This is a genomic window from Bradyrhizobium sp. SOJA106 (assembly GCF_059448745.1).
The window spans coordinates 7,947,953-7,970,719 of record NZ_CM182549.1 but is presented as its reverse complement, the minus strand read 5'-3'; the positions used below and the strand labels follow the sequence as shown (position 1 = coordinate 7,970,719).

The 22,767-nt window shown below is 65.3% G+C and carries 19 protein-coding genes, 1 other RNA gene and 1 pseudogene; 9 read left to right on the top strand and 12 right to left on the bottom strand.

The genetic code is table 11. The features are described from left to right. Positions 1-107: 107 nt before the first annotated feature. Positions 108-3,233 carry a DNA polymerase I gene (gene polA, locus AC5V87_RS37650; RefSeq protein ID WP_495369484.1) on the bottom strand — a complete coding sequence of 1,042 codons (3,126 nt, stop codon included), beginning with the start codon at positions 3,231-3,233 and terminating at the stop codon, positions 108-110. A gap of 195 nt (positions 3,234-3,428) precedes the next feature. Next, positions 3,429-4,496, bottom strand: a complete 1,068-nt coding sequence (locus AC5V87_RS37645; RefSeq protein ID WP_495369483.1) for an acyltransferase family protein — start codon at positions 4,494-4,496, stop codon at positions 3,429-3,431. Positions 4,497-4,689: 193 nt separating this feature from the next. On the opposite strand from AC5V87_RS37645, the gene AC5V87_RS37640 reads away from it, so the two are divergent. The 3 genes from AC5V87_RS37640 to AC5V87_RS37630 all read left to right on the top strand — a co-directional run bounded on the left by AC5V87_RS37640 (position 4,690) and on the right by AC5V87_RS37630 (position 9,280). Continuing rightward, positions 4,690-6,006, top strand: a complete 1,317-nt coding sequence (locus AC5V87_RS37640; RefSeq protein ID WP_495369482.1) for a UDP-glucose dehydrogenase family protein — start codon at positions 4,690-4,692, stop codon at positions 6,004-6,006. Between the two features lie 121 nt (positions 6,007-6,127). After that, positions 6,128-8,602 (top strand): ATP-dependent helicase HrpB, encoded by a 2,475-nt coding sequence (hrpB, locus tag AC5V87_RS37635; RefSeq protein WP_495369481.1) that lies wholly within the window; start codon positions 6,128-6,130, stop codon positions 8,600-8,602. Between the two features lie 165 nt (positions 8,603-8,767). Then, positions 8,768-9,280, top strand: coding sequence for a TIGR02281 family clan AA aspartic protease (locus AC5V87_RS37630; RefSeq protein WP_495369480.1), 513 nt, complete (start codon positions 8,768-8,770; stop codon positions 9,278-9,280). A 236-nt stretch (positions 9,281-9,516) separates the two neighbouring features. Here the strand turns inward: AC5V87_RS37630 and AC5V87_RS37625 are convergent, their stop codons facing one another. Further along, positions 9,517-10,143: a transglutaminase-like cysteine peptidase gene (locus tag AC5V87_RS37625; RefSeq protein ID WP_495369479.1), complete on the bottom strand. Its 627-nt coding sequence runs from the start codon at positions 10,141-10,143 to the stop codon at positions 9,517-9,519. Positions 10,144-10,543: 400 nt separating this feature from the next. On the opposite strand from AC5V87_RS37625, the gene AC5V87_RS37620 reads away from it, so the two are divergent. Next, positions 10,544-12,043, top strand: coding sequence for a phosphomannomutase/phosphoglucomutase (locus AC5V87_RS37620; RefSeq protein WP_495369478.1), 1,500 nt, complete (start codon positions 10,544-10,546; stop codon positions 12,041-12,043). 171 nt (positions 12,044-12,214) lie between these two features. On the opposite strand, the gene AC5V87_RS37615 is transcribed toward AC5V87_RS37620, so the two are convergent. From AC5V87_RS37615 to AC5V87_RS37575, 9 genes and pseudogenes are all read right to left on the bottom strand, one after another. Continuing rightward, positions 12,215-12,724, bottom strand: coding sequence for an Lrp/AsnC family transcriptional regulator (locus AC5V87_RS37615; protein WP_456842123.1), 510 nt, complete (start codon positions 12,722-12,724; stop codon positions 12,215-12,217). Positions 12,725-12,821: 97 nt separating this feature from the next. Continuing rightward, positions 12,822-13,081: pseudogene (locus tag AC5V87_RS37610) on the bottom strand (PfkB family carbohydrate kinase); the annotation flags it as partial. A gap of 45 nt (positions 13,082-13,126) precedes the next feature. Continuing rightward, positions 13,127-14,065 carry an NAD(+) diphosphatase gene (nudC, locus tag AC5V87_RS37605; RefSeq protein ID WP_495369477.1) on the bottom strand — a complete coding sequence of 313 codons (939 nt, stop codon included), beginning with the start codon at positions 14,063-14,065 and terminating at the stop codon, positions 13,127-13,129. Between the two features lie 10 nt (positions 14,066-14,075). Beyond that, entirely contained in the window at positions 14,076-14,495 is a 420-nt protein-coding gene (locus AC5V87_RS37600; RefSeq protein WP_027561570.1) for an HIT domain-containing protein, read from the bottom strand. A gap of 171 nt (positions 14,496-14,666) precedes the next feature. Further along, positions 14,667-15,794, bottom strand: a complete 1,128-nt coding sequence (locus AC5V87_RS37595) for a muconate cycloisomerase family protein (protein WP_495369476.1) — start codon at positions 15,792-15,794, stop codon at positions 14,667-14,669. Next, positions 15,791-16,546 (bottom strand): SDR family NAD(P)-dependent oxidoreductase, encoded by a 756-nt coding sequence (locus tag AC5V87_RS37590; RefSeq protein WP_495369475.1) that lies wholly within the window; start codon positions 16,544-16,546, stop codon positions 15,791-15,793. The genes AC5V87_RS37595 and AC5V87_RS37590 overlap by 4 nt, the downstream gene beginning before the upstream one ends. Continuing rightward, positions 16,546-17,340, bottom strand: a complete 795-nt coding sequence (locus tag AC5V87_RS37585; RefSeq protein WP_495369474.1) for an amino acid ABC transporter ATP-binding protein — start codon at positions 17,338-17,340, stop codon at positions 16,546-16,548. The genes AC5V87_RS37590 and AC5V87_RS37585 overlap by 1 nt, the downstream gene beginning before the upstream one ends. Next, complete coding sequence (locus AC5V87_RS37580; RefSeq protein ID WP_495369473.1) at positions 17,337-17,999, bottom strand: amino acid ABC transporter permease; 663 nt, start codon at positions 17,997-17,999, stop codon at positions 17,337-17,339. Before AC5V87_RS37580 ends, AC5V87_RS37585 begins: the two co-directional genes overlap by 4 nt. 115 nt (positions 18,000-18,114) lie before the next feature. Beyond that, complete coding sequence (locus tag AC5V87_RS37575) at positions 18,115-18,963, bottom strand: transporter substrate-binding domain-containing protein (protein ID WP_495369472.1); 849 nt, start codon at positions 18,961-18,963, stop codon at positions 18,115-18,117. A 183-nt stretch (positions 18,964-19,146) separates the two neighbouring features. Between AC5V87_RS37575 and ffs the strand changes: the two genes are divergently transcribed. From ffs to AC5V87_RS37550, 5 genes are all read left to right on the top strand, one after another. Beyond that, positions 19,147-19,243, top strand: an RNA gene (ffs, locus tag AC5V87_RS37570) — signal recognition particle sRNA small type. A gap of 96 nt (positions 19,244-19,339) precedes the next feature. Then, positions 19,340-21,178: a DNA polymerase III subunit gamma/tau gene (locus tag AC5V87_RS37565; RefSeq protein ID WP_495369471.1), complete on the top strand. Its 1,839-nt coding sequence runs from the start codon at positions 19,340-19,342 to the stop codon at positions 21,176-21,178. A gap of 122 nt (positions 21,179-21,300) precedes the next feature. Further along, positions 21,301-21,621, top strand: a complete 321-nt coding sequence (locus tag AC5V87_RS37560; RefSeq protein WP_027561563.1) for a YbaB/EbfC family nucleoid-associated protein — start codon at positions 21,301-21,303, stop codon at positions 21,619-21,621. A gap of 1 nt (position 21,622) precedes the next feature. Next, complete coding sequence (recR, locus tag AC5V87_RS37555; protein ID WP_027561562.1) at positions 21,623-22,225, top strand: recombination mediator RecR; 603 nt, start codon at positions 21,623-21,625, stop codon at positions 22,223-22,225. 27 nt (positions 22,226-22,252) lie between these two features. Continuing rightward, entirely contained in the window at positions 22,253-22,690 is a 438-nt protein-coding gene (locus AC5V87_RS37550; RefSeq protein WP_495369470.1) for a hypothetical protein, read from the top strand. The last annotated feature ends 77 nt before the right edge of the window (positions 22,691-22,767 follow it).

Here is a 22,767-nt window from a genome sequence, read left to right as displayed (position 1 = left end):
GCGGGCGCGCGGGGCCACCGCGCAATTGCACGGAGGACAATTGAGTTTCGCGCTACGCGCGCGGTGCGCTCCCTCGCCCCGCTCTCACGGGGAGAGGTGAGGAGAGATCAATGCGCTTCATCCCAATTGTTTGCCGCGCGCGCATCGACATGCAGCGGCACCGACAGCAGCACGGCCGGGAACGGCGCGTCCTGCATCACGTGCTGCACGACCGGCAGCGTCGCCTCGACCTCGGCATCCGGCACCTCGAAGATCAGCTCGTCATGCACCTGGAGCAGCATCTGCGCCGAGAGCTTCTTCTGGGCCAGCGCATCTTCAACCCGCGTCATGGCGCGGCGTATGATGTCGGCCGCGGTGCCCTGGAGACGCGCGTTGATCGCAGCGCGCTCGTTGAAGGCGCGCACCGAAGCGTTCGAGGCCTTGATGTCGGGGTAGTGGCACTTGCGGCCGAACAGCGTGGTGACGTAGCCGTGCTGCCGGCAGAACTCCTTGGTCTCGTCCATATAGGCGCGGATGCCGGGGAAGCGCTCGAAATATTTCTTGATGTAGGCCGAGGCTTCCTCGCGGGCGATGCCAAGCTGGTTGGCGAGACCGAACGCCGAGATGCCGTAGATGATGCCGAAATTGATCGCCTTGGCGCGGCGGCGGATCTCGCTCGGCATGCCCTCGATCGGCACGCCGAACATCTCCGATGCCGTCATGGCGTGAATGTCGAGCCCGTCGCGAAACGCCTGCTTCAGCACGGGAATATCGGCGATTTCGGCGAGCAGCCGCAGCTCGATCTGCGAATAGTCGGCGGAGACGAGCTTGTGCCCCGGCGTTGCGATGAAGGCGCGGCGGATCTTTCGCCCGTCCTCGGTGCGCACCGGAATGTTCTGCAGGTTCGGCTCGTTCGACGACAGCCGGCCCGTCGTGGTCGCGGCCAGCGCGTAAGTCGTGTGCACGCGATGGGTCTGCGGATGGACGTAGGTCGGCAGCGCGTCGGTATAGGTCGATTTCAGCTTCGAGACCTGGCGCCACTCCAATATCTTTTTCGGGAAGTCGTAGCCCTGCTCGGCGAGATCGTCGAGCACCTGCGCCGTGGTCGACCACGCGCCGGTCTTGGTCTTGCTGCCGCCTGGCAATCCCATCTTGCCGAACAAGATGTCGCCGATCTGTTTGGGGCTGCCGACATTGACCGGCTCGCCCGCGATCTTCTGGATCTCGGCCTCGACGCGCGCGGCGGTCTGGGCGAACTCGCCCGACAGGCGTGAGAGCACCTGGCGGTCGATCGAGATGCCGCGCCGCTCCATGCGCGCGAGCACCGGGACCAGCGGCCGTTCCAGCGTCTCGTAGACGGCGGTCATGTGCTCGGCGACGAGGCGCGGCTTCAGCACGCGCCACACGCGCAGCGCCAAGTCGGCGCGTTCCGCCGACAGCGGCGCGGCTTTGTCGATCGGCACCTGGTCGAAGGTGATCTTGCCCTTGCCGCTGCCGAGCAGCTCGCTTTCCTTCAGCATGGCGTGGCCGAACCAGCGCTCGGACAGCGATTCCAGCGCATGCGAGCCACGCCCGGCGTCGAGCACGTAGGAGATCAGGAGCGCATCGTCGATGTTGCGCAGAGTGATGCCATGCTGCGCCAGCATCACGGCGGCGAACTTGGCGTCGAAGCCGATCTTGAGGATGCCCGGTGATTCCAGCACCGGCCGCAGCGCCTCGATGGCGTCGTCATGCCCGACCTGGTCGGGCGCAAGCCCCGCGTCGAACAGGCCGGCGCCGCCGCCGGCCTGTTTGTGCGCCAGCGGCAAGTAGCAGGCTTCGTTCGGCGCCAGGGCCAGCGCGATCCCGCAGAAGTCGGCCTGCATCGGGTCGATGGAGTTCGCCTTGATCTCGATCGCGACATGGCCGGTATCATGGATGCGCGCAACGAAGGCATTGAGCTCCTTCAGCGACTTGATCGCCTGATACCTGGCCCGCTCGACCGGAAGCTTGCGTAGCGCCTCTTCGCGCGCCGCGGCGAGCGAGATCGGCCCGCCCTTCGGGCTCGCGGCCTTGTCCTCCTTGCTCGCCGATTTGTTGGGCTCGTTCGGCCGGGCCTGCGGCGCCGCGCCAGACCCCGGCGCGGGCACGACGTCCGAAGGCGGCAGCGGCGAGAACACGCTGGCGCCGCTCGCATAGCCGGGATCGGCGTCGACACTGGCGGGATCGATCTGCGAATAGTCGGCGACGCGGCGCGTCAGCGTGGAAAATTCCATCGCCTTCAGGAAGGCGATCAGCTTGCGCGCGTCGGGCTCGTGGACAGCGAGATCGTCGAGCGGCACGTCCAGATCGACCTTGTCGTCGAGCAGCACGAGCTTGCGCGAAATCCGCGCCTTCTCGGCATTCTCGAGCAGCGCCTCGCGCCGCTTCGGCTGCTTGATCTCGCCGGCGCGGAACAGAAGCTGGTCGAGATCGCCATATTCGACGATCAGCTGCGCGGCGGTCTTGATGCCGATGCCGGGGACTCCAGGCACGTTGTCTGTGGAATCGCCGGCCAGCGCCTGCACCTCGACCACCTTCTCCGGCGGCACGCCGAACTTCTCGATCACCTCGGGGATGCCGATGCGGCGGTCCTTCATGGTGTCGTACATGGTGACGCAGTCGGTGACGAGCTGCATCAGGTCCTTGTCGGAGGAGACGATGGTTGCGCTCGCGCCGCGCTCGCAGGCCTGCCGCACATAGGTCGCAATCAGATCGTCGGCCTCGAAGCCGACCTGCTCCAGGCAGGGCAGGTCGAAGGCGCGCACGGCCTCGCGGATCAGCGCGAATTGCGGGATCAGGTCGTCAGGCGCCGGCGGCCGGTGCGCCTTGTAGTCGGGATAGATCTTGTTGCGGAAGGTGATTTCCGACTTGTCGAACACGATCGCCAGATGCGTCGGCCGGTTGTCCTCGGGCATGTCGCGCAAGAGCTTCCACAGCATGTTGCAGAAGCCGAGCACGGCATTGACCTGCAAGCCGTCCGACTTGCGGTTCAGCGGCGGCAGCGCGTGATAAGCGCGGAAGATGTAGGAGGAACCGTCGACCAGGAACACGTGGTCGCCCTTCCCAACCGCCTTCGCCGCAACCGGTTTGGCAGCAGCCTTGGCAGCAGCGGGCTTGTTGCCGGCGGCCTCTTTGGCTTCCGTAGTCTTGGCTTCGGTAGCCTCGGCTTCCGTAGTCTTGCGCGCAGCCTTGGTGTCAGCTTTGGCGGTGGTTTTCGGGGATGTTTTGGGCATGGCCGCAATGTATGAATTTTTGCGGGTTTTGACAGCCTCGGAAGCGCGAATTTTGGGCTGGTCGCGCGACTATCCCCCGCTGTCATTCCCCGCGAAAGCGGGGAATCCAGTACGCCGCGGCCTCTCGGCTCCATCACTGACGTCTCGGCGTACTGGGTCGCCCGGTCAAGCCGGGCCACGACACCGTGAGCGCAGCTACTCCGCCGCCTGCGGCACCGGCCCCGCCTTCTTCGGCGCGATCCAGAACGCATCCGGCCGCTCGAACAGGAAGTGGGCGCCCATGCGCAGCGCGGCCCGCCAGATCGCCAGCGATCCAATCACGCCGACGATGGTCACGATCAGCGACACCGTGCCGATGTCGGCAATGATGCCAGTGCGCAAAAGCAGCGTGCGGGTCGCCGCCATCGGTAGGAAAAAGGCGAGATAGATCACGATCGAATGCTCGCCGCAGAAGCGGAAGAAATTGAGCCAATGCGCGCGCGCCAGCAGTGTGCCCATCGTGATGATCGCGCACGCGCCGGCAAAACCGAGCCCGAGCGAGACGATCTTCCACTCGCTCGCGCCAATAGCGACGAGGCCGGCATTGACCAGCGCCCAGGTCGCGAGCCCGGCGAGTGCCAGCGCGGGATGTTTTCGCGCGCGGTCCGACAGCGCGAACACGTAAGGCGCGAACAGATAGCCCGAATAGAAGTAGACGAAGCGCGCGCAGAATTCGTCGATCGCGGTCCAGCCGGTCGCGATGCGCGCCGTCTCCAGCGCGGCGGCAATGATCCAGATCGCAAGCGGAGGGATTCGCCGTGTCAGTTTTGTGACGACGAAGAACACCGGCAGCAGATAGATGAACCACAGCGTGCCGAACGGCTCGATGAAGGATTCCAGATACAACAGGCCCGCGTCACGCCAGCTCGATTCCGCGGCGAAGGCGGGCGCCTTGAAGCCGAACTGGATTGTCACCCAGACGACATAGAAATAGGCGAAATGCACCACCTTGCGGTCGAGATAGGTTCGCCAGTCGCGATCGATCACCAGTGGCAGGAACAGGCCCGAGATCAGGAAGAAATCGGGCATCCGGAACGGCTTTGCAAAGGCCACCAGGACATGTATGAAACCGGTCTTGCCGGCGGCGAGCTCCACCCCCAGCACCGAATGCATCATCACGACCATGATGATGCAGATGCCTTTGGCGTAATCGACCCAGTCGACACGCCCGGCCCTCGGGGCCTTCGGGCTCCTGCTTGCTGCGATTGTGCCTGATGATGCCATGATGTCCCGTTTCGAGGCGTGTTCCGCCCAGCTCCGTATGGGCGTGGGGCAGTTTGGATCCCAGTGGGTTTCCGACTTCTTTACCGGTTCAAGCTGCGTGCCGGTTTTTGCATGCGGGCTGTTCCCTCCCCATCGGAAAGTGCTAAACCGCCCCGAGTTGGGGTTTTGTTAACCAGCCAGAACAGGGTTTTTCATGCGAATCGCGATGATCGGCACGGGTTATGTGGGACTGGTGTCCGGGGCCTGCTTTGCGGATTTCGGTCACGAGGTCACGTGCGTCGACAAGGACGAGAAGAAGATCGCCAGCCTTCATCGCGGCGAGATCCCGATCTACGAGCCCGGTCTGGATGAGCTGGTTGCCAGCAACGTCAAGGCCAAGCGGCTGGACTTCACCACCGATCTGTCGAAGCCGGTTGCCGAGGCCGACGCCGTGTTCATCGCGGTCGGCACGCCCTCGCGCCGCGGCGACGGCCACGCCGATCTGTCCTATGTCTACGCCGCCGCGAGGGAGATCGCGCAGGCGCTGTCCGGCTTCACCGTGGTGGTGACCAAGTCGACCGTGCCGGTCGGCACCGGCGACGAGGTCGAGCGCATCATCCGCGAGGCCAATCCTAACGCCGACGTCGTCGTCGCCTCCAACCCCGAGTTCCTGCGCGAGGGCGCGGCGATTCGCGACTTCAAGTTCCCCGACCGCATCGTGGTCGGCACCTCCGACGAGCGCGGCCGCAAGGTGATGGGCGACCTCTATCGTCCGCTGTCGCTGAACCAGGCACCGCTGATGTTCACCGCGCGCCGCACCGCGGAGATGATCAAATACGCCGCCAACGCGTTCCTCGCGACCAAGATCACCTTCATCAACGAGATCGCCGATCTCTCGGAGAAGGCCGGCGCCAACGTCCAGGAGGTCGCCCGCGGCATTGGCCTGGACAACCGCATCGGCACCAAGTTCCTGCATGCCGGTCCCGGCTTCGGCGGCTCGTGCTTTCCCAAGGACACCAAGGCGCTGATCAAGATCGCCCAGGACCACGACGTGCAGCTGCGCATCGTCGAATCCGTGCTGGCGGTCAACGAGAACCGCAAGCGCGCGATGGCGCGGAAGGTCAGCCAGGCGCTCGGCGGCTCCTTGCGCGGCAAGACCATCGCGGTGCTCGGCCTCACCTTCAAGCCCGACACCGACGACATGCGCGATGCGCCGTCGATCCCGCTGGTCACCGGCCTGATCGACATGGGCGCGACCGTCAAGGCCTTCGACCCGGTCGGCATGGAGCAGGCGAAGGGTGAGCTGCCCAGCATCACCTATTGCGAGGACGCCTATTCCTGCGCGCAAGGCGCCGACGCCGTCGTCATCGTCACCGAATGGGTCCAGTTCCGCGCGCTCGATCTCGACCGGCTGAAGAGCGCCATGGCCCAGCCCGTCATCGTCGACCTCCGCAACATCTACCGCCCGGAAGAGATGGAAGCCGCAGGCTTCACCTACGAGAGTGTCGGGCGCCCGCCGGTGCAGGGCTGACGCTCCACGAGAGTGCATAATTCCGTCATGGCCGGGCTTGTCCCGGCCTTCCACGTCTGTTTTCTAATCCAAGAACGTGGATGCCCCGGGGCAAGCCCGGACATGACGAGCGGATGATTTCTTGCCTCGCAGCTTCGACACTCCCCTCCCGATCGACGCCGTGCTCGACGACCTCTCGCGCACGCTGGAGGCGCATAACGCTGCCGTGCTGGTCGCCCCTCCCGGCGCCGGCAAGACCACGCGCGTGCCGCTGGCGTTGCTCGATGCACCCTGGGCCAGAGACAGGAAGATCATCGTGCTGGAGCCGCGCCGCATCGCCGCGCGCGCCAGCGCCGACCGCATGGCCAAGTCGCTCGGCGAGCGCGCCGGCGAAACCGTCGGCTACCGCGTTCGTTTCGGCTCGAAGATCTCGCGCGCCACGCGCATTGAGGTCGTGACAGAAGGCATCTTCACCCGCCAAATCCTCCACGATCCCGAACTTTCAGGCGTCGCCGCCATCCTGTTCGACGAATTCCACGAGCGCTCGCTCGACGCCGACATGGGCCTCGCTTTGGCGCGGGACGCACAACTCGGCTTGCGCGAAGATTTACGCATCCTCGTAATGTCGGCGACGCTCGACGGCGCCCGGGTCGCAAAGCTGCTCGGCGATGCACCTGTCGTCGAGAGCGAAGGCCGGGCGTTTCCGGTCGAGACGCGCTATCTCGGCCGCAAGGCCGACGCGCCGATCGAGCGGCAGATGGCGGATGCGATTGCGTCCGCGCTCCGCGCCGACAGCGGCTCGGTGCTGGCCTTCCTGCCGGGCGCTGCCGAAATTCGTCGCACCCAGAATTTCCTCAGCGAGCGCGTGCAGGACGCCAGCATCGAGATCGTGCCGCTGTTCGGCGCGCTCGACGCCGCCGTGCAGGATCGCGCCATTGCGCCAGCGCCGAAGGACATGCGCAAGGTCGTGCTGGCGACCTCCATCGCGGAGACGTCGCTCACCATCGAAGGCGTCCGCATCGTGGTCGATTCTGGCCTTGCCCGGGTGCCCCGCTACGAGCCGGACATCGGCCTGACCAGGCTCGAAACCGTGCGCGCCGCGCGCGCGGCGGTGGACCAACGCCGCGGCCGCGCCGGCCGTACCGAGCCCGGCGTCTGCTATCGGCTTTGGGACGAGCCGCAGACGGCTTCGCTCGCGCCCTACACCCAGCCGGAGATCCTCAGCGCCGACCTGTCCTCGCTGGTGCTCGACCTCGCGCAATGGGGCGTCGCAGACCCTGCCGCGCTGTCATTCCTGGATCCGCCGCCGCAGCCGGCCTGGAAAGAGGCCAGGAGCCTGCTCCAAGAGCTCAACGCGCTCGATCGCGACGGCCGCATCACTGCAGAGGGCAAGAGCCTGCGCGCGCTGGCGCTGCCGCCGCGGCTCGCACGCATGATCGTGGATTCGCATCGCGCAGGCAGCGGTGAAGCCGCCGCCGAGATCGCGGCGATCATTACCGAGCGTGGGCTTGGCGGCGACAGCGTCGATCTCGAGCACCGGCGCGACCAGTTCCGCCGCGACCGCTCGCCGCGCGCCGCCAGCGCCCGCGATCTCGCGCGGCGCTGGGCCTCGCAGGTGGCGGCGTCGGAGAAGGCGCGCGAGCAGGTTGATCTCTCCACCGGTCTGATGCTCGCCTATGCCTTCCCGGACCGTGTCGCGCGCAACCGCGGCAATGGCAGTTTCCTGCTCGCCAATGGCCGTGGCGCTGCGGTGGAGCAAACGTCGTCGCTCGCCCGCGCGCCCTATATCGCGATCGGCGAGATGACCGGCACGGCCGCGAGCGGCCGCATCCTGCTCGCCGCGCAGATCACACAGGCCGAGATCGAACAGCATTTCGCCGAGCACATCGAGAGCGTCGACGAGATCTCGTTCGATCGCGGCGCGATGGCGCTGCGTGCACGACGCAAGCGCGCGCTGCATGCGATCACGCTCTCCGAGGTCATGCTTGCCGTGTCGCCTTCGGAGGACACTGCGCGCATTCTTGCCGACGGGCTGATCGCCGCCGGCCTCGACCGGCTGCCCTGGTCGAAGGCCGCAAAACAATGGCGCGACCGAGTGATGTTTCTGCGCAAGGCCGAAGGCGAGAGCTGGCCGGACCTATCCGACGACGGACTGATCGCGCGGCGCGACGATTGGCTGATGCCGGCGCTCTACGACAAGATCGCGCTCAAGGACATCTCGGCCGGCGATCTCTCCGACGCGCTGATGGCGCTATTGCCCTGGGAGATGCGCGCGCGGCTCGACCGCGAAGCGCCGACGCATTTCGAGGCGCCGACCGGCAGCGTGCTCGCGATCGACTATGAGGCGGAGCAGGGGCCGACCATCGCGGTGCGGCTGCAGGAGTTGTTCGGCCTCAACACCCATCCCTCGATTGCCGCGGGCAAGGTGCCGCTGGTGCTGGAGCTGCTGTCGCCGGCGCAGCGCCCGGTGCAGGTGACGCGCGATCTCCCCGGCTTCTGGCGCGGCAGCTACGCCGCGGTCCGCTCCGATCTGCGCGGCCGCTACCCGCGCCATCCCTGGCCGGACGATCCCGCCAGCGCCGCGCCGACAAGGCGGGCGAAGCCGCGCGGGACGTGATGTGTCTTCTCCCTCGTCCCGCGTTTGCGGGAGAGCGTCGAGCCACCACCGCATTAACCGTTCGCTCATCCTTTTCGCCAAAATGGCACCGTTCTGCCTGCGGCTTCGCTCGCGGGCGGGCGTGTGGCGTGGTGAAATCGGGCTTTCCGGCTCGGAAGTGGTGTGATGCGTAACATTGTGATCATCGCGGCCGTCATGATCGGCCTCGGCACCTTCATGGCGCAGATGGCGGACAAGATGAGCATGGCCTCCGCGACCTCCGCGCCGCGCACGACGGTCGCTCTTGCGGCCGCGGCGCCGGCCGGCGGCCGCACGCTCAACATCCCGCGCGACGGCCGCGGTCATTTCCAGACCGAGGGGCGCATCGAGGGCCAGCGCATCGGCTTCATGGTCGACACCGGCGCTTCCGTCGTCGCGCTCAACGAGACCTCCGCCGCGCGCTTCGGCCTCCGCCCGACGCGCAGCGAGTACAACGCTACGGTCTCCACCGCCAACGGCACCATCAAGGCCGCGCGCACCAGCATCGCCATGCTTGATGTGGGCGGCCTCGTCGTGCGCGACGTCGATGCCATGGTGCTCCCGGACGAGGCGCTGTCGGAGAACCTGCTCGGCCTCTCCTTCCTCTCCCGCCTCAAGCGATTCGAATACGCCAACGGCCAGATGATGCTGGAGCAATAGCCTCGCTCCACGCTCTTGCGGGTCATGCGCCCAGTAGAGCATGACGAACTAGGTTCGGCGGGCCGTCCGTAGTTCACTGTCCCTACGGGAGAGGTGTCCTGAGCGCGCATCGATTGATCCAAGTCTCGTCGCGCTTTAAAGCATGATCCGGAAAAGTGCGCAGCGGTTTTCCGAAAAGATCATGCGCAAACATCGAGCTAAAGCGCGATGACGATTTATCCTGATCTCATCGCGCTTTAGACGATGCGCGGCGCGACGATGTTCCAGTATCGCGGTTCGCTCGGCGATTGGATTCGAATCCAGCGATAGGGCGTGCGCAGCCACGGTCTGATCTGCGTCGTCAGATTGTCCAGCACCAGATCGCCGCTCCGCGTTCGAACGACCAGAACCAGATGGTGCTTGCCCCAGACGCTCACGACCTCACTGAGCAGAAGCGCCCGCTGGGGCCAGCCCCGGCTGAGTAGCTTGTGGCGCTTGCTGACGGCGTAGTCGTTGCAGTCGCCGCGGTCGGGATCGATCAGCCAGACTTCCCCCTCCAGGCCCAGCTCATTCGGCTCGGGGATGATGGCCTTGTTCACGGCCTCGTTAACCTCCTTCAGATCTGCCCATCGCTCTTCAGTCAAGTGAACCGGACCGCCACGAAACGGCAGGCGAGCGCGGCATTCGTCGGGATATTGCAAGCAGAATTTGGTGTGGGCCATCGGTCCAAGCGTCGGATTGCCAAACCTGATGTTGAGGGGTTGCGGCGGAGGGCCGGCCGGTCGGTCCAACAGCCTCTCGTTGGCCGCATGAGCGGCCATCATTTGGCAGATCGACAAGGCCGTGCCGGCCGCGATTGCGACCAGGATCGACGCCGTGCGCATCGCTTGTCTCCTACGCGTAACGTGGGGAGAGAGCTCGAGACGAGGCTTCCGTTAATGATCCAATTGATCAGTCAGGCCGCGTGCTGCGCCATGGCGATTGCGGATAAATGAGAGGGCGAGGTGGAGTAACCCTGAGTGGACATCCGCGGCCGGCCCGGTCGGCTTCAATACGATCCCTCGATCCGAGACCGTGAGGCGCGACAGCGCATCTGAGGGTGTGATCGATCATGGCAGAATCCTGCCATTCTTGCGTGCGACGTGCGCATCGCCAAGCAGCAGTAAGGTTTTCCCGTGACCAAACTGCCGCAATTATCAGCCATAAGCTGCCATTCCCTCCTTCCGCTGCAGCCCGGCATTCGCTAAAGCTGCGGCAATCCTAGCCCTTCGCGAGATTGTCTCAATGTTTCCCAAGCCGAAATCCGTACTTTTGCCCAATACCTACGGCTTCGAATCCGAGCCGATGGTGAAGCCGACCGGCTTTCGTGAATACGACGCGCGCTGGCTGTTTCAGAAGGAAATCAACCTGATGGGCGTGCAGGCGCTGGGCATGGGCTTGGGCGCGCTGATCGCCGAGCTCGGCGTCAGCCAGGAGATCGTCACCGGCCATGATTTCCGTGGCTATTCGGCCTCGATCAAATACGCGCTGATCTCCGGCCTGATGGCGGCGGGCTGCAAGGTGCACGACATCGGCCTCGCGGTGACGCCGATGGCCTATTTCGCGCAGTTCGATCTCGACGTGCCTTGCGTTGCCATGGTCACGGCCTCGCACAACGACAATGGTTGGACCGGCGTGAAGATGGGCGCCAACCGTCCGCTGACCTTCGGTCCCGACGAGATGACGCGGCTGAAGGAAATCGTGCTCAATGCCGAATTCAAGAACAGGGACGGCGGCTCCTACCGGTTCCACGAAAACTATCCGGCGCGGTACATCGCCGATCTCACCAATCGACCGAAGCTGACGCGCAAGCTCAAGGTCGTCGCCGCCTGCGGCAACGGCACCGCCGGCGCGTTCGCGCCGCAGGTGCTGGAGGCGATCGGCTGCGAGGTGATCCCGCTCGACACCGAGCTCGATCACACCTTCCCGAAATACAATCCGAATCCCGAAGACATGGAGATGCTGCACGCGATCCGCGACGCGGTGCTGCATCACAAGGCCGATGTCGGCCTCGGCTTCGACGGCGACGGCGACCGCTGCGGCGTCGTCGACAACACCGGCGAGGAGATCTTCGCCGACAAGGTCGGCGTGATGCTGGCCCGCGACATGTCGGCGATCCACAAGGACGCGCAGTTCATCGTCGACGTGAAGTCGACCGGCCTGTTCGTCACCGATCCCATCCTGCAGAAGCAGGGCGCGAAGACCGCCTATTGGAAGACCGGCCATTCCTACATGAAGCGCCGCACCAACGAGACCGGCGCGCTCGCCGGTTTCGAGAAGTCGGGCCACTTCTTCTTCAACAAGCCCTACGGCCGCGGCTATGACGACGGCCTGGTCTCGGCGATCGCGATCTGCGACATGCTCGACCGCGCCCCCGGCAAGTCGATGGCGGATCTGAAGGATGCGCTGCCAAAAACCTGGTCGTCGCCGACCATGTCGCCGCATTGCGCCGACGAGGTCAAATACGGCGTCATCGACAAGGTGGTGAAGCACTTCGAGGATCTGCGGACCACGGGCGCGAAGATCGGCGGGCAGGCGATCCGCGATCTCGTCACCGTCAACGGCGTACGCGTCACCGTCGAGGACGGCAGCTGGGGCCTTGTGCGCGCCTCCTCCAACAAGCCCGAGCTCGTCGTCGTGGTCGAAAGCCCGGTCTCCGAGCAGCGTATGCACGACATGTTCGAGATGGTGAACAGCGTGCTGCGCAACCATCCGGAGGTTGGCGAGTATAATCAGAAGATTTGAGGTGGGAGCGGAGAGCGCTCGCGCTCGCCGCACTCACTGCTGTCATCACCCGCGAAGGCGGGTGATCCAGTACGCCGTGGCCTCTCGATATTATTGCTGGCGTCACGGAGTACTGGATCGCCCGGTCAAGCCGGGCGATGACAGTTTACTCTGTGGCGATACGCGAGCTTTCTACGCCGCCACGACCGCCGGGATCGGCAGCGCGGTCACCGACTTGATCTTCTCCATGGCGAAGCGCGAGGTGACGTTCTTCAGCGGCACGGCGCTGATCAGCTTCTTGTAGAACACGTCATAGGCCTGCATGTCCGCGACCACGACGCGCAGCATGTAATCGACGTCGCCGGCCATGCGATAGAATTCCATCACCTCGGGCATGGCGCTGACGGCTTCGGCGAATTTCTTCAGCCAGGCGTCGGAATGATCGGCGCTCTCGACCGAGACGAATACGGAGATGCCGAGCCCGATCTTGTTCTGGTCGACGAGGGCAACCCGCTTCAGGATCACGCCGTCGGCTTCAAGCCGCTGAATGCGTTTCCAGCAGGGGGTCGAGGACAGGCCGACACGGTCGCCAATCTCGGCGACCGAGAGGGAGGCATCCTCCTGGAGTACCATCAAGATCTTGCGGTCGATGGCGTCGAGGCGGCGGCTGGTCTCGGGCAGGTGGACGGCGAGGTCAGTCATTTGAAGAACTTTGTTCCATTTCAGGGGCGGATTTCCCTGATATAGAGAAAATCTTTCCACAGCAAGCCCATATTCTCGGCGTAGCAGTGGAATTGCTCTAGGGCAGGCGGCGCAAAACCTCTTCAATTTCAATACGTTGTGGGGCAGCCAGGCCACCGCCATGGCGGCTGCATTTCAGCGCTGCGGCAGCCGCGGCGAATCGCAGCGCCTGCCGCACGCCGGCCCGCTCGGCGAGGCGAAGCGTCAAGGCGCCGTGAAGATGTCGCCGGCGCCCAGCGTATCGACCGCCTCCACCGGGAATGCCGGTGTCTCCTCCAGCGCGCCCGCCTCGTTCGGCCAGATCGTGCCGCGGGTGCCGATGCAGAGGATGCGCGGCGCGGTCGCAGGTAGCGCCATCGGCGGTCAGCTCTTGTCGTGCACCCAGCGGCCGAGCAAATGATGGGCGATGGCGAAGGGGTGTGGCCCGGCGAGTCCGTCCGGATGGGTCCGCGTCAGCATCTTGGCCGCTTCCTCGCGCGTGAACCAGCGCGCGTCTTCCAGCTCGGAGTGATCGACGACGATGTCCTCGTTCAGCGCCCGCGCGCTGCAGCCGATCATAAGCGACGACGGATAGGGCCAGGGCTGCGTCATGTAATACTGCACGTCGGTGCAGCGGATGCCGGATTCTTCGAGGATCTCACGGCGCACCGCATCCTCGATCGTCTCGGCGGCCTCGACGAAGCCGGCGAGGCACGAGAACATGCCCGGCGGAAACTGCTTCTGGCGGCCGAGCAGGCATTTGTCGCCGGACGCCACCAGCATGATCACGACCGGGTCAGTGCGCGGAAAATGCTCGGCCTTGCAAGCAGGGCAATCCCGCTTCCAGCCGCCTTCCTTCATCGCGCTGCGCGCGCCGCAATTGGCACAATAGCCGTGGCGCTGGTGCCAGCCGACCATCGACTTCGCCATCGCGATCGCCGAGAGCTCGTCGGGCGGGATGACGCCCTGCATCGCCATGCCGCGCAGCTCGGTGACGGTGTAATCCTCGCGGCCGATCAGCTTCTCTGCGGCGGCCTGCGATAGACCCATGCCGAAAATCGCGGCGCCATCGCGCAGCCCCAGGAAGATTGTGCCGGGATTGGCGTCGCATTTCAGCGCCTCGTCGATTCCGAGCTGCGCGCGCACCTTGTCACCCTCGCGCTTCACCAGCAGCGAGTCGCGGTAAACGACATAGGCACGCGATGAGGATTTCTGCTCCAGCGCGAACAGCTTTTCATCGTCGCGGCGCAGATGCGCGGCGCGATTAAGGACATTGGTGACGAAGGCCGGCTGCCCCAGCGGAAATGCGTCGAATGCTGACATTGTTATTCTTTCAACCCAACCAGATTTTTCGGCGAAGCGCGCTGATGAAATTCTGAACCTCGGCAGCATCGTGTGCCAGCGGCGGCATCACGCCCCAGACCGGCCGCGGCCAGGCCGCGTCACTGGTGCGGCGCGCGATGATGTGGACGTGAAGCTGCGGCACGAGGTTGCCGAGCGCTGCGACATTGAGCTTGTCGCATTTGGTGATCTCCTTGAGCGCGCGCGAGACCCGGGAGATTTCGGTCATCAGCTGCGCCTGCTGCACCTCGTCGAGATCGATGATCTCGACCGCATCGACCCGCCGCGGCACCAGCAGCAGCCAGGGATAGTGCGCGTCCTTGATGACCAGCACCTTCGACAGCGGCAGATCGCCGATGTCGATGGTGTCCTCTTTCAGACGGGAATGCAGCGACCAGGCGGGATCAGACATATGCGTTTCCGGATGGCCCGCGCGGGCGGGCTGGTTGGTTCAGACCATACGATATGGGGTCCGTTAGGGGAAGGATTGCGCTACGCGGCCGCCGCATACGCGATCGTCGTCCCCGGTCTGCGCTGACGCTTGCCCGGGGACGACAACCGAGTTTGTGGCCGCGCCGGTGGCTTACGCCTCCGCAAGCACCCGCGCATTGGCGCGGATGGAGGCGTCGCTGACGCGGATGCCGAGGCCGGGGCCCTCGGGCACCACGACGTGGCCGCCGCGGTTGGCGACGCGCTCTTCCAGCACATCCTCGGTCAGCACGTGATGCGGCATGTAGAACTCGCAGCCGAGCGAGATGCCTGGCGTCGCCGCGATCAGCTGCGTGCCGGCGGCAAGGCCAATGCCGCCCTCCCACAGCGTGCCGCCATAGCCGGGCAGGCCGGCAATGTCGGCGATTGCCATGATGGCCTGCGCCTCGAACAGGCCGCCGGCCTTCATCAGCTTGATCGAGACGGCATCGGCGGCCTCGCGGCGCACCACCTCCATCATGTCGCGGCGGTCGAAGCAGCTCTCATCCGCGAGCACGGGCGTTTCCAGCGCCGCGGCGAGCTGCGCCATCACGTCGAGAAATTTGCGCGGCACCGGCTGCTCGATGAAGGTCGGCGCGAATTCCTGGACATCGCGCAGGATCTTGATCGCGCCGAATGGCGCCAGCGCCTGGTTGTAGTCGACGCGCAGATCGACCTTGTCACCGAACTCATTTCGGATCTCTTCGAGATGCTCGAGGTCCTCGCGATGCGGCTTCACGCCGGTCTTGACCTTGTAGATGACGTTGCCTTCAGGAACCATCTTTCGCATGCGTTCGAGATCGGCAGCGAAATCCGGATCAGCAATGGAGAACGACAGGGGGATCGTGTCGCGCACGCGGCCGCCGAGGAGGTCGGCGACCGACAGGCCCGACGCCTTGCCGAGGATGTCGAGCAGCGCCATCTCGATCGCGACTTTTGCTTCCGCGTGCCCGACCAGCGCGCGGTCGAGCTCGGCCATCAGCGCGCGGATGCGGCGCACGGGTTTGCCGCGCAAGATCGGTCGCAGATAGATGTCGAGCGCGGAGAATGCCGCTTCCGGCGTTCCCGTGAATACCTCCCAGGGCGCGGCCTCGCCCCAGCCGACAATGCCGTCACTCGAGGTCAGTTCGATCAGCACGCGCTTCACGGTGCCATTGACGTTGCCGACGCCCTGCAGGCGCGCCATCTTGATCGGGCTCTCGATCAGGAACAGGCGCAGACGTGCAATGGTTGCTTCGGTCATGTCAGGCCTCCATTGACGTGCCAGACCTGGCCGGTGACGTAGGATGCTTTCGGGGATGCCAGGAAGGCGATGATCTCGGCGACTTCCTCCGGCCGCCCACGGCGGCGCATCGGGATCAGCGCTTCGGTAGCCGCGATCTGCTCGGGCGACAGCCGGCTCTCGCTCGGCTTGTCCTTGATGATGAGGCCGGGCGAAACCGCGTTGACGGTGACGCCGTCCTTGGCAAGCTCGATCGCAGTCAGCCGCACCAGCGCTTCCAGCGCGGAACGGCTTGCGGCGGTGGCCGCGAACGGCGCGAATTCGGGCCGGATCGCGTGTGCGACAAAGGACGACACCGCCACGATCCGCGCGTCCTGCCCGGCCCGTAACAGTGGCAGCGCGGCCTCGACCATGCGCGTGAACGCCAGCGCAGATTCGTCCATCGCCTTACGAAACTCTTCCGCCGGCGTGCCGATGGCGCTGCCGCGGCGGGCATGGCCGCCGACCAGGATCAATCCGTCGAGCCGGCCGAAAACGGCGCGCGCAGCGGCGACGGCGTTGGCGGCAGCAGTCTCGTCGGCGAGATCGCCAAGGCATTTGGCGACAAGGGCGCCTTTCGCTTCGGCCTCCGCCGCAGTGGCGTCGAGACCTTCGGCGTTGGAGCGGGTGTGCAGCAGGAGCGCGATGCCGGGATCAGCGAGCAGTCTTGCGGTGGCGCGGCCGATGCCGCTGGCGGCGCCGGTGACGAGATAGACCCGATGGATATTTTGCATCACGATGCCGGCGTGGCCGGCGGCAACGCGCCGGTGCGGTGGAAATGGCTGAGGAAGGCGCGCGTCGCGGCCTGCTGCGGATTGTCGATCACCTGCCGCGCCGGACCTTCTTCGACGACGATGCCGTCGCGCATGAAGATCAGGCGGTCGGCGACCTCGCGGGCAAAGGCGATCTCGTGGGTCACGATCACCATGGTCATGCCTTCGGAGGCGAGGCGCTGCATCACGTTGAGCACCTCGCCGACGAGCTCGGGATCGAGCGCCGAGGTGGCTTCATCGAACAGCATGACGTCAGGCTCCATCGCCAGCGCACGCGCGATCGCGACGCGCTGCTTCTGTCCGCCGGACAGCGTCGCCGGATATTGGTCGGCCTTCTCGGCAAGGCCAACTTTTGCAAGCTGAGCACGCGCGAGCTTCTCGGCATCCGCCTTGGCCATGCGCCGCACCGTGACCGGCCCCTCCATCACGTTCTGGAGCGTCGTCATGTGCGGGAACAGGTTGAAGTGCTGGAACACCATGCCTGTGGTGGCGCGGAATTTTGCCAGCGTCTTCACGTCTGGCAGCTTGGAACCATCGCCGAACGCAAAGCGCGTCTCGCCGACACGGACGCTGCCGCCGTCGGGCACGACCAGGAGGTTGATGCAGCGGAGCAGCGTGGACTTGCCGGAGCCGGACGGGCCGATCAGCGCCACGACGCCGCCCTTGGCGACGTCGAGATTGATGTTCTTCAAAACCTCGTTGCTGCCGAAGCTTTTGCGTAAGGCCCGGATCTCGATTTTCGGCGTCTCGGTCATTCGCTCACCGCCAGTCGCTTCTCGCCGCGGCGGACGATGATGGTGAGCGGAATCAGGATCGCCGCATAGGCGACCGCGACCGCCGTGTAGGTCTCGAGCGGCCGATAGCTGTCGTGGGCGGCGACCTGGCTCTGATAGACGAGGTCAGGCACCGCGAGCACCGAGACCAGCGAGGTGTTCTTGAACTGGATGATCGACTGGTTCATCAGCGCCGGGATCATGCGCTTGATCGCCTGCGGCAGCACGATGCGCCGCATCGTCTGGCTCGACGTCATGCCGAGCGCGGCGCCGGCCTCCGACTGGCCGCTGTCGATCGAGACGATGCCGCCGCGGATGATCTCCGAATAGAACGAGCCGCCATAGAGTGAGAGCGCCAGCGCGGATGCCGTGATCGGCGTCATCTCGACCCCGGCGAGGATCGGCAGCGCGTAGTAGAACCAGATCAGCTGCACCAGGATCGGCGTGCAGCGGAACGCCTCGATAAAGGCGAGCGCGACGAGCCGTACCGCCTTGAAGCGCGACAGGCTGCCGAACGCGCCGAGCAGGCCGAACAGCAGCCCGCACACGACGATGATCACGGTGAAGCCGACAGTGACGCCAAGCCCGTTGAGAAAGAGCCAGCGATAGCTCCAGAGGATGCCGAAGTCCCACTGATACATGCGTGTTTTTGCTCGTCGTGCGTACTGTCATTCCGGGGCGCCCGAAGGGCGAACCCGGAAATCTCGAGATTCCGGGTTCGATGCTGCGCATCGCCCCGGAATGACGGTGCTGATGTTACAGCGACACGCCCGGCGGGATGTCCGCCTCGGTCACGCCCACCAGCTCCATATTCGTGATGATCGCGTTGCGGATGAAGCCGAGGCCCTTGTTGAAGTCGATCCAGGTGTTGACGTAGTCGCGGAAGGTCTTGTCGTTCTCGCGGCGGAAGCCGGCGTTGGACGTGGTCGCGAAGATCGGCGTCGGCAGCACGAACTGGCCGAGCGACGGGTTCTTCTTCAAGACGGTCAGCGACAGCATGGTGATCAGGCACTGCGCGTCGACGCGGCCGGTCTGCAGCGCAGCGGTGGCATCGTCGGCGGTCTTCAGCCGCGAGATCTGCGCCTTCGGCGTCAGGCGGCTGACGACCTGGTCGTGCGAGGAGCCCTGGTCGACGGCGATCTTGACGTCGGGCGAGTTCAGCTCGGCCCAGCTCTTCGGCTTGAAGTCCTTCTTGCAGAGGATGCCGAACGCGTTGTTGAAGACCGGCACCGAGAAATCGACCACCAGCGCGCGCTTCGGCGTCGGGTTGAGGCCGAAGAAGATGTCGATCTTGTTGGACTGCAGGTCGAGCACCGAATTGCCCCAGGTGGTTTCGGTGATCTCGAGCTCGGCCTCCATGTCGTCGGCGAGCCCCTTGGCGATGTCGATGTAGAAACCCTTCCACTGGCCGGTGGCGAGGTCCTTCATGTAATAGGGCGCGCCGCCGCCGACCGCGCCGATCCGCATCTTCTTGGTGCGACGGATGCGGGCGAAGGTCGATTCGTTCGGGTCGGCCGCGGTCTGGGCCACGGCTGGGGCGGCCAGCGCGGCTGCGGTGACCGCGCCAAGTCCGACAATCGATGCAACATCACGACGTGTAACCATTGGGATCAATCGCTTTTCTGGTTGGGTGGAGTTCCGGCAGCGTTCTTAGCAAGGTGGTCCCATCAGTGAAAGCACAGCCTATCGGCTGGGCAGATCCGGATTTGCCCGGATGCTGGGCAAACCCAGACGGTTCAGGGCGATACCCGCTTGCTTTCCGCTTCCTTTGGCCCCAAATAGGGACCGGGAGATTGGCGGTGGACGAGCCACTCGCCAACCGGGTCAGGTCCGGAAGGAAGCAGCCCTAACGAGGTCCGGATCGGGTCGCTCGTCAGTCTCCTACCTGTTTTTCCGAGCGAATTGCGCCGGCGGGCTTCCCGCCAGCGCGCGCTCCTTTCCGCAAAAGCCGGCCGAGAGACATTTCATTGCGGATCGACCGATGATCGACGCTGGCGCCCCTTCCAATCCCGATAGCGCCGGCCCGGCCGGCAACGCGCCTTACCGGGTGCTGGCGCGCAAATACCGCCCCTCCTCGTTCGACGATCTGATCGGCCAGGAGGCCGTGGTCCGGACCGTCTCCAACGCGTTCGAGACCGGGCGGATTCCGCAGGCTTGGATTCTCACCGGCGTCCGCGGCGTCGGCAAGACCACCACCGCGCGCATCCTCGCGCGTGCACTCAACTACGAGATGCCGGATGGCTCGGTGAAGGGGCCGACCATCCACATGCCAATCTTGGGCGTGCATTGCCAGGCGATCATGGAAAGCCGGCACATGGACGTGCTGGAGATGGACGCGGCCTCGCATACCGGCGTCGACGACGTCCGCCAGATCAATGACAGCGTGCGCTATGCGCCGGCCAGCGCCCGCTACAAGGTCTACATCATCGACGAAGTCCACATGCTGTCGACGGCGGCGTTCAACGCCTTCCTGAAGACGCTGGAGGAACCACCGGAGCACGCTAAGTTCGTGTTCGCGACCACCGAGATCCGCAAGGTTCCGGTCACCGTGCTGTCGCGCTGCCAGCGCTTCGACCTGCGCCGCGTCGAGGCCGACGTGCTGATGAAGCACCTCGCCAACATCGCCGCGAAGGAAAGCGTCGAGATCGAGCCGGAGGCGCTCGGCATCATCGCGCGCGCCGCGGAAGGCTCGGTGCGCGATTCGCTGTCGCTGCTCGACCAGGCGATCGCGCATGCGGCGGGGCAGGTGAAGGCCGATGCGGTCAGGCAGATGCTGGGCCTTGCCGACCGCACCCGCGTCATCGACCTGTTCGATTCGCTGGTGCGCGGCGACATCGCCGCGGCTTTCAAGGAGTTCCGCGACCAGTACGATGTCGGGGCCGATCCGATCGTCGTGCTGTCCGATCTCGCTGAGTTCGTGAACTTCGTCACCCGGGTGAAGATCGTGCCGGCGACTGCTGACAACGTCGCCTATGGCGAGACCGAGCGCGTCCGCGCGAAGGATTTCGCCGCGAAGATCTCGATGCGGGTGCTGTCGCGGACGTGGCAGATGCTGCTCAAGGGCATCACCGAGGTGCAGGCTGCGACGCGGCCCGCCGCGGCCGCCGAGATGGTGCTGGTGCGCATCGCCTATGTCGCCGACCTGCCGACGCCGGACGAGGCGATCAGGATGCTGGAGCAGAATGGCGGCGGCTCACCAGTCGCGAGCGGCGGCAGTAGCGCGCGCAGTGCGCCGGCTGCACCAATGGCCTCCGCAGCGCCCGTGACCTCAGCGGCGCCGGTGCGCATGCCGACATCACCGCCGACCGCATTCGGCGGCGCTGCCCGGCCGCAGATGGCGGCGCCCGCGCCCAATCCGCAAGGTGCGGCGCCTCAGCTTCGTATCACCAGCTTCACCCAGCTCGTCGCGCTTGCCGGGCAGAAGCGCGACCTCCTGACCAAGGGCGCGCTCGAGGGCGACATGCGCCTCGTTCGTTTCGAGGAGGGCCGGCTCGAGGTCGCGCTCGAGCCCAACGCCTCCAAGACCATGATCTCAGAGCTTGCGAAGAAATTCGAGCTCTGGACCGGCCGCCGCTGGACCGTGATCGTCTCCAACGAGCAGGGCCAGCCGACGCTGCGCTCGGTAAACCAGGCCGCTAAGCAGGAGCATGCCCGCACCGCGGAGGCCGATCCGCGCGTGCAGGAGGTGCTGTCGCGTTTTCCCGGCGCGAAAGTCGTCGAGGTCCGCAGGCTTGCCCCCGAGGCGCCGGAATCCAATATTAATGCCGACTATGGCACTGACGATCCGCCCGACGATTCCGACGGCGACGACGATCTCTGAGCATGATCCGGACCCGAAGGGCCGCGTAACGCAAAGTGCGAAGCGGTTTTCCGACCAGATCATACTCAAACAACAAGCTAGGGCGCGATGACGATGGATGGCGCCAACAAGGACGAGCACCCATGGCTGACTTTCTCGGCATGATGAAGCAGGCAGCGCAGCTGCAATCCAAGATGCAGGAGATGCAGGAGCAGCTCGGCAACGTGGAGGTGGAGGGCATCTCCGGGGGCGGTCTCGTCGCCGTGCGCATGACCGCCAAGATGGACGTCAAGGGCGTCAAGATCGATCCCTCGCTGATGAAGGCGGAAGAGCGCGAAGTGCTGGAAGACCTGCTCGTCACCGCCTTTGGCGATGCCCGCCGCAAGGCGGAGACGGCGATGCAGGAGAAGATGCAGGCGCTGACCGGCGGGCTCGGCCTGCCGCCGGGGCTGTTCGGTCAGTAAGATGGGCGCGGTTGCAGGTCCCGAGATCGAGCGGCTGGTCCAGCTTCTCGCGCGGCTGCCGGGCCTTGGCCCGCGCTCGGCGCGGCGCGCGGCGCTGCATCTGATCAAGAAGCGCGAAGCGCTGATGATGCCGCTGTCCTCGGCCTTGCAGGTCGCGCTCGACAAGGTCCAGGTCTGCAAGACCTGCGGCAACATCGACACGCAAAATCCCTGCACCGTCTGCACCGATCCGAAGCGCGATCCTGCCATCATCGTCGTTGTCGCCGATGTCGCCGATCTCTGGGCGCTGGAGCGGGCCAATGCGACCCAAGGCCGCTATCACGTGCTGGGCGCGACCTTGTCGCCGCTCGACGGCGTCGGTCCGCAGGACCTCACCATCGACGCGCTGGTGGCGCGGGCGCATGCCGCCGAGGTGCACGAGATCATCCTGGCGCTGAACGCCACCGTCGACGGCCAGACCACGGCGCATTACATCACCGACCTGCTTCAGGACGCCAACGTCAAAGTAACCCGACTCGCGCACGGTGTGCCGGTCGGCGGTGAGCTTGATTATCTCGATGAAGGTACGCTATCGGCCGCCATGCGGCAGCGGACCCTGTTCTAACAATCCAGAGTTCACGGAACGGACGACATGACGAAACGATTCGCCAAACGGCTGGCTTTGGCCCTGATGATGATGACGGTGGTGACCCCCGCTATCTCCGCTCAGCAGGACGACGGGGCGCCGCCGCCGACCAAGCCCGGCAAGCCGATCAACAATGGCGACGTGCTCTCGGGCGAGCTGAATGCGCTGAAGGTGCGCGACGTCAAGAACGCCGGCAAGCGGGTTGCGATGTACCAGATCGCCTCCGAGCCGCGCCGCCTGCCGCCGCCGAGCGGGCTGTGCAATCTCGAGACCGGGCCCGAGACCTTCCAGCTCGTCACCTCCAGCGACGCGCAGGCCGCGCAGCTGAAATCGTTCGTCGGCAAGGAGATCTCGGTCAAGGTCGACGAGGTCGCTTGCGCCAGCGATCCCGGCCAGATGAGCGAGGCCGTGATCACGAAATGGAGCCTGATCAGGAAGCAGTAGGAGGCGCGATTGCTCTCTCTCTCCGTCGTCATTGCGAGCGAAGCGAAGCAATCCAGACTTTCTGCGCGGAAACAGTC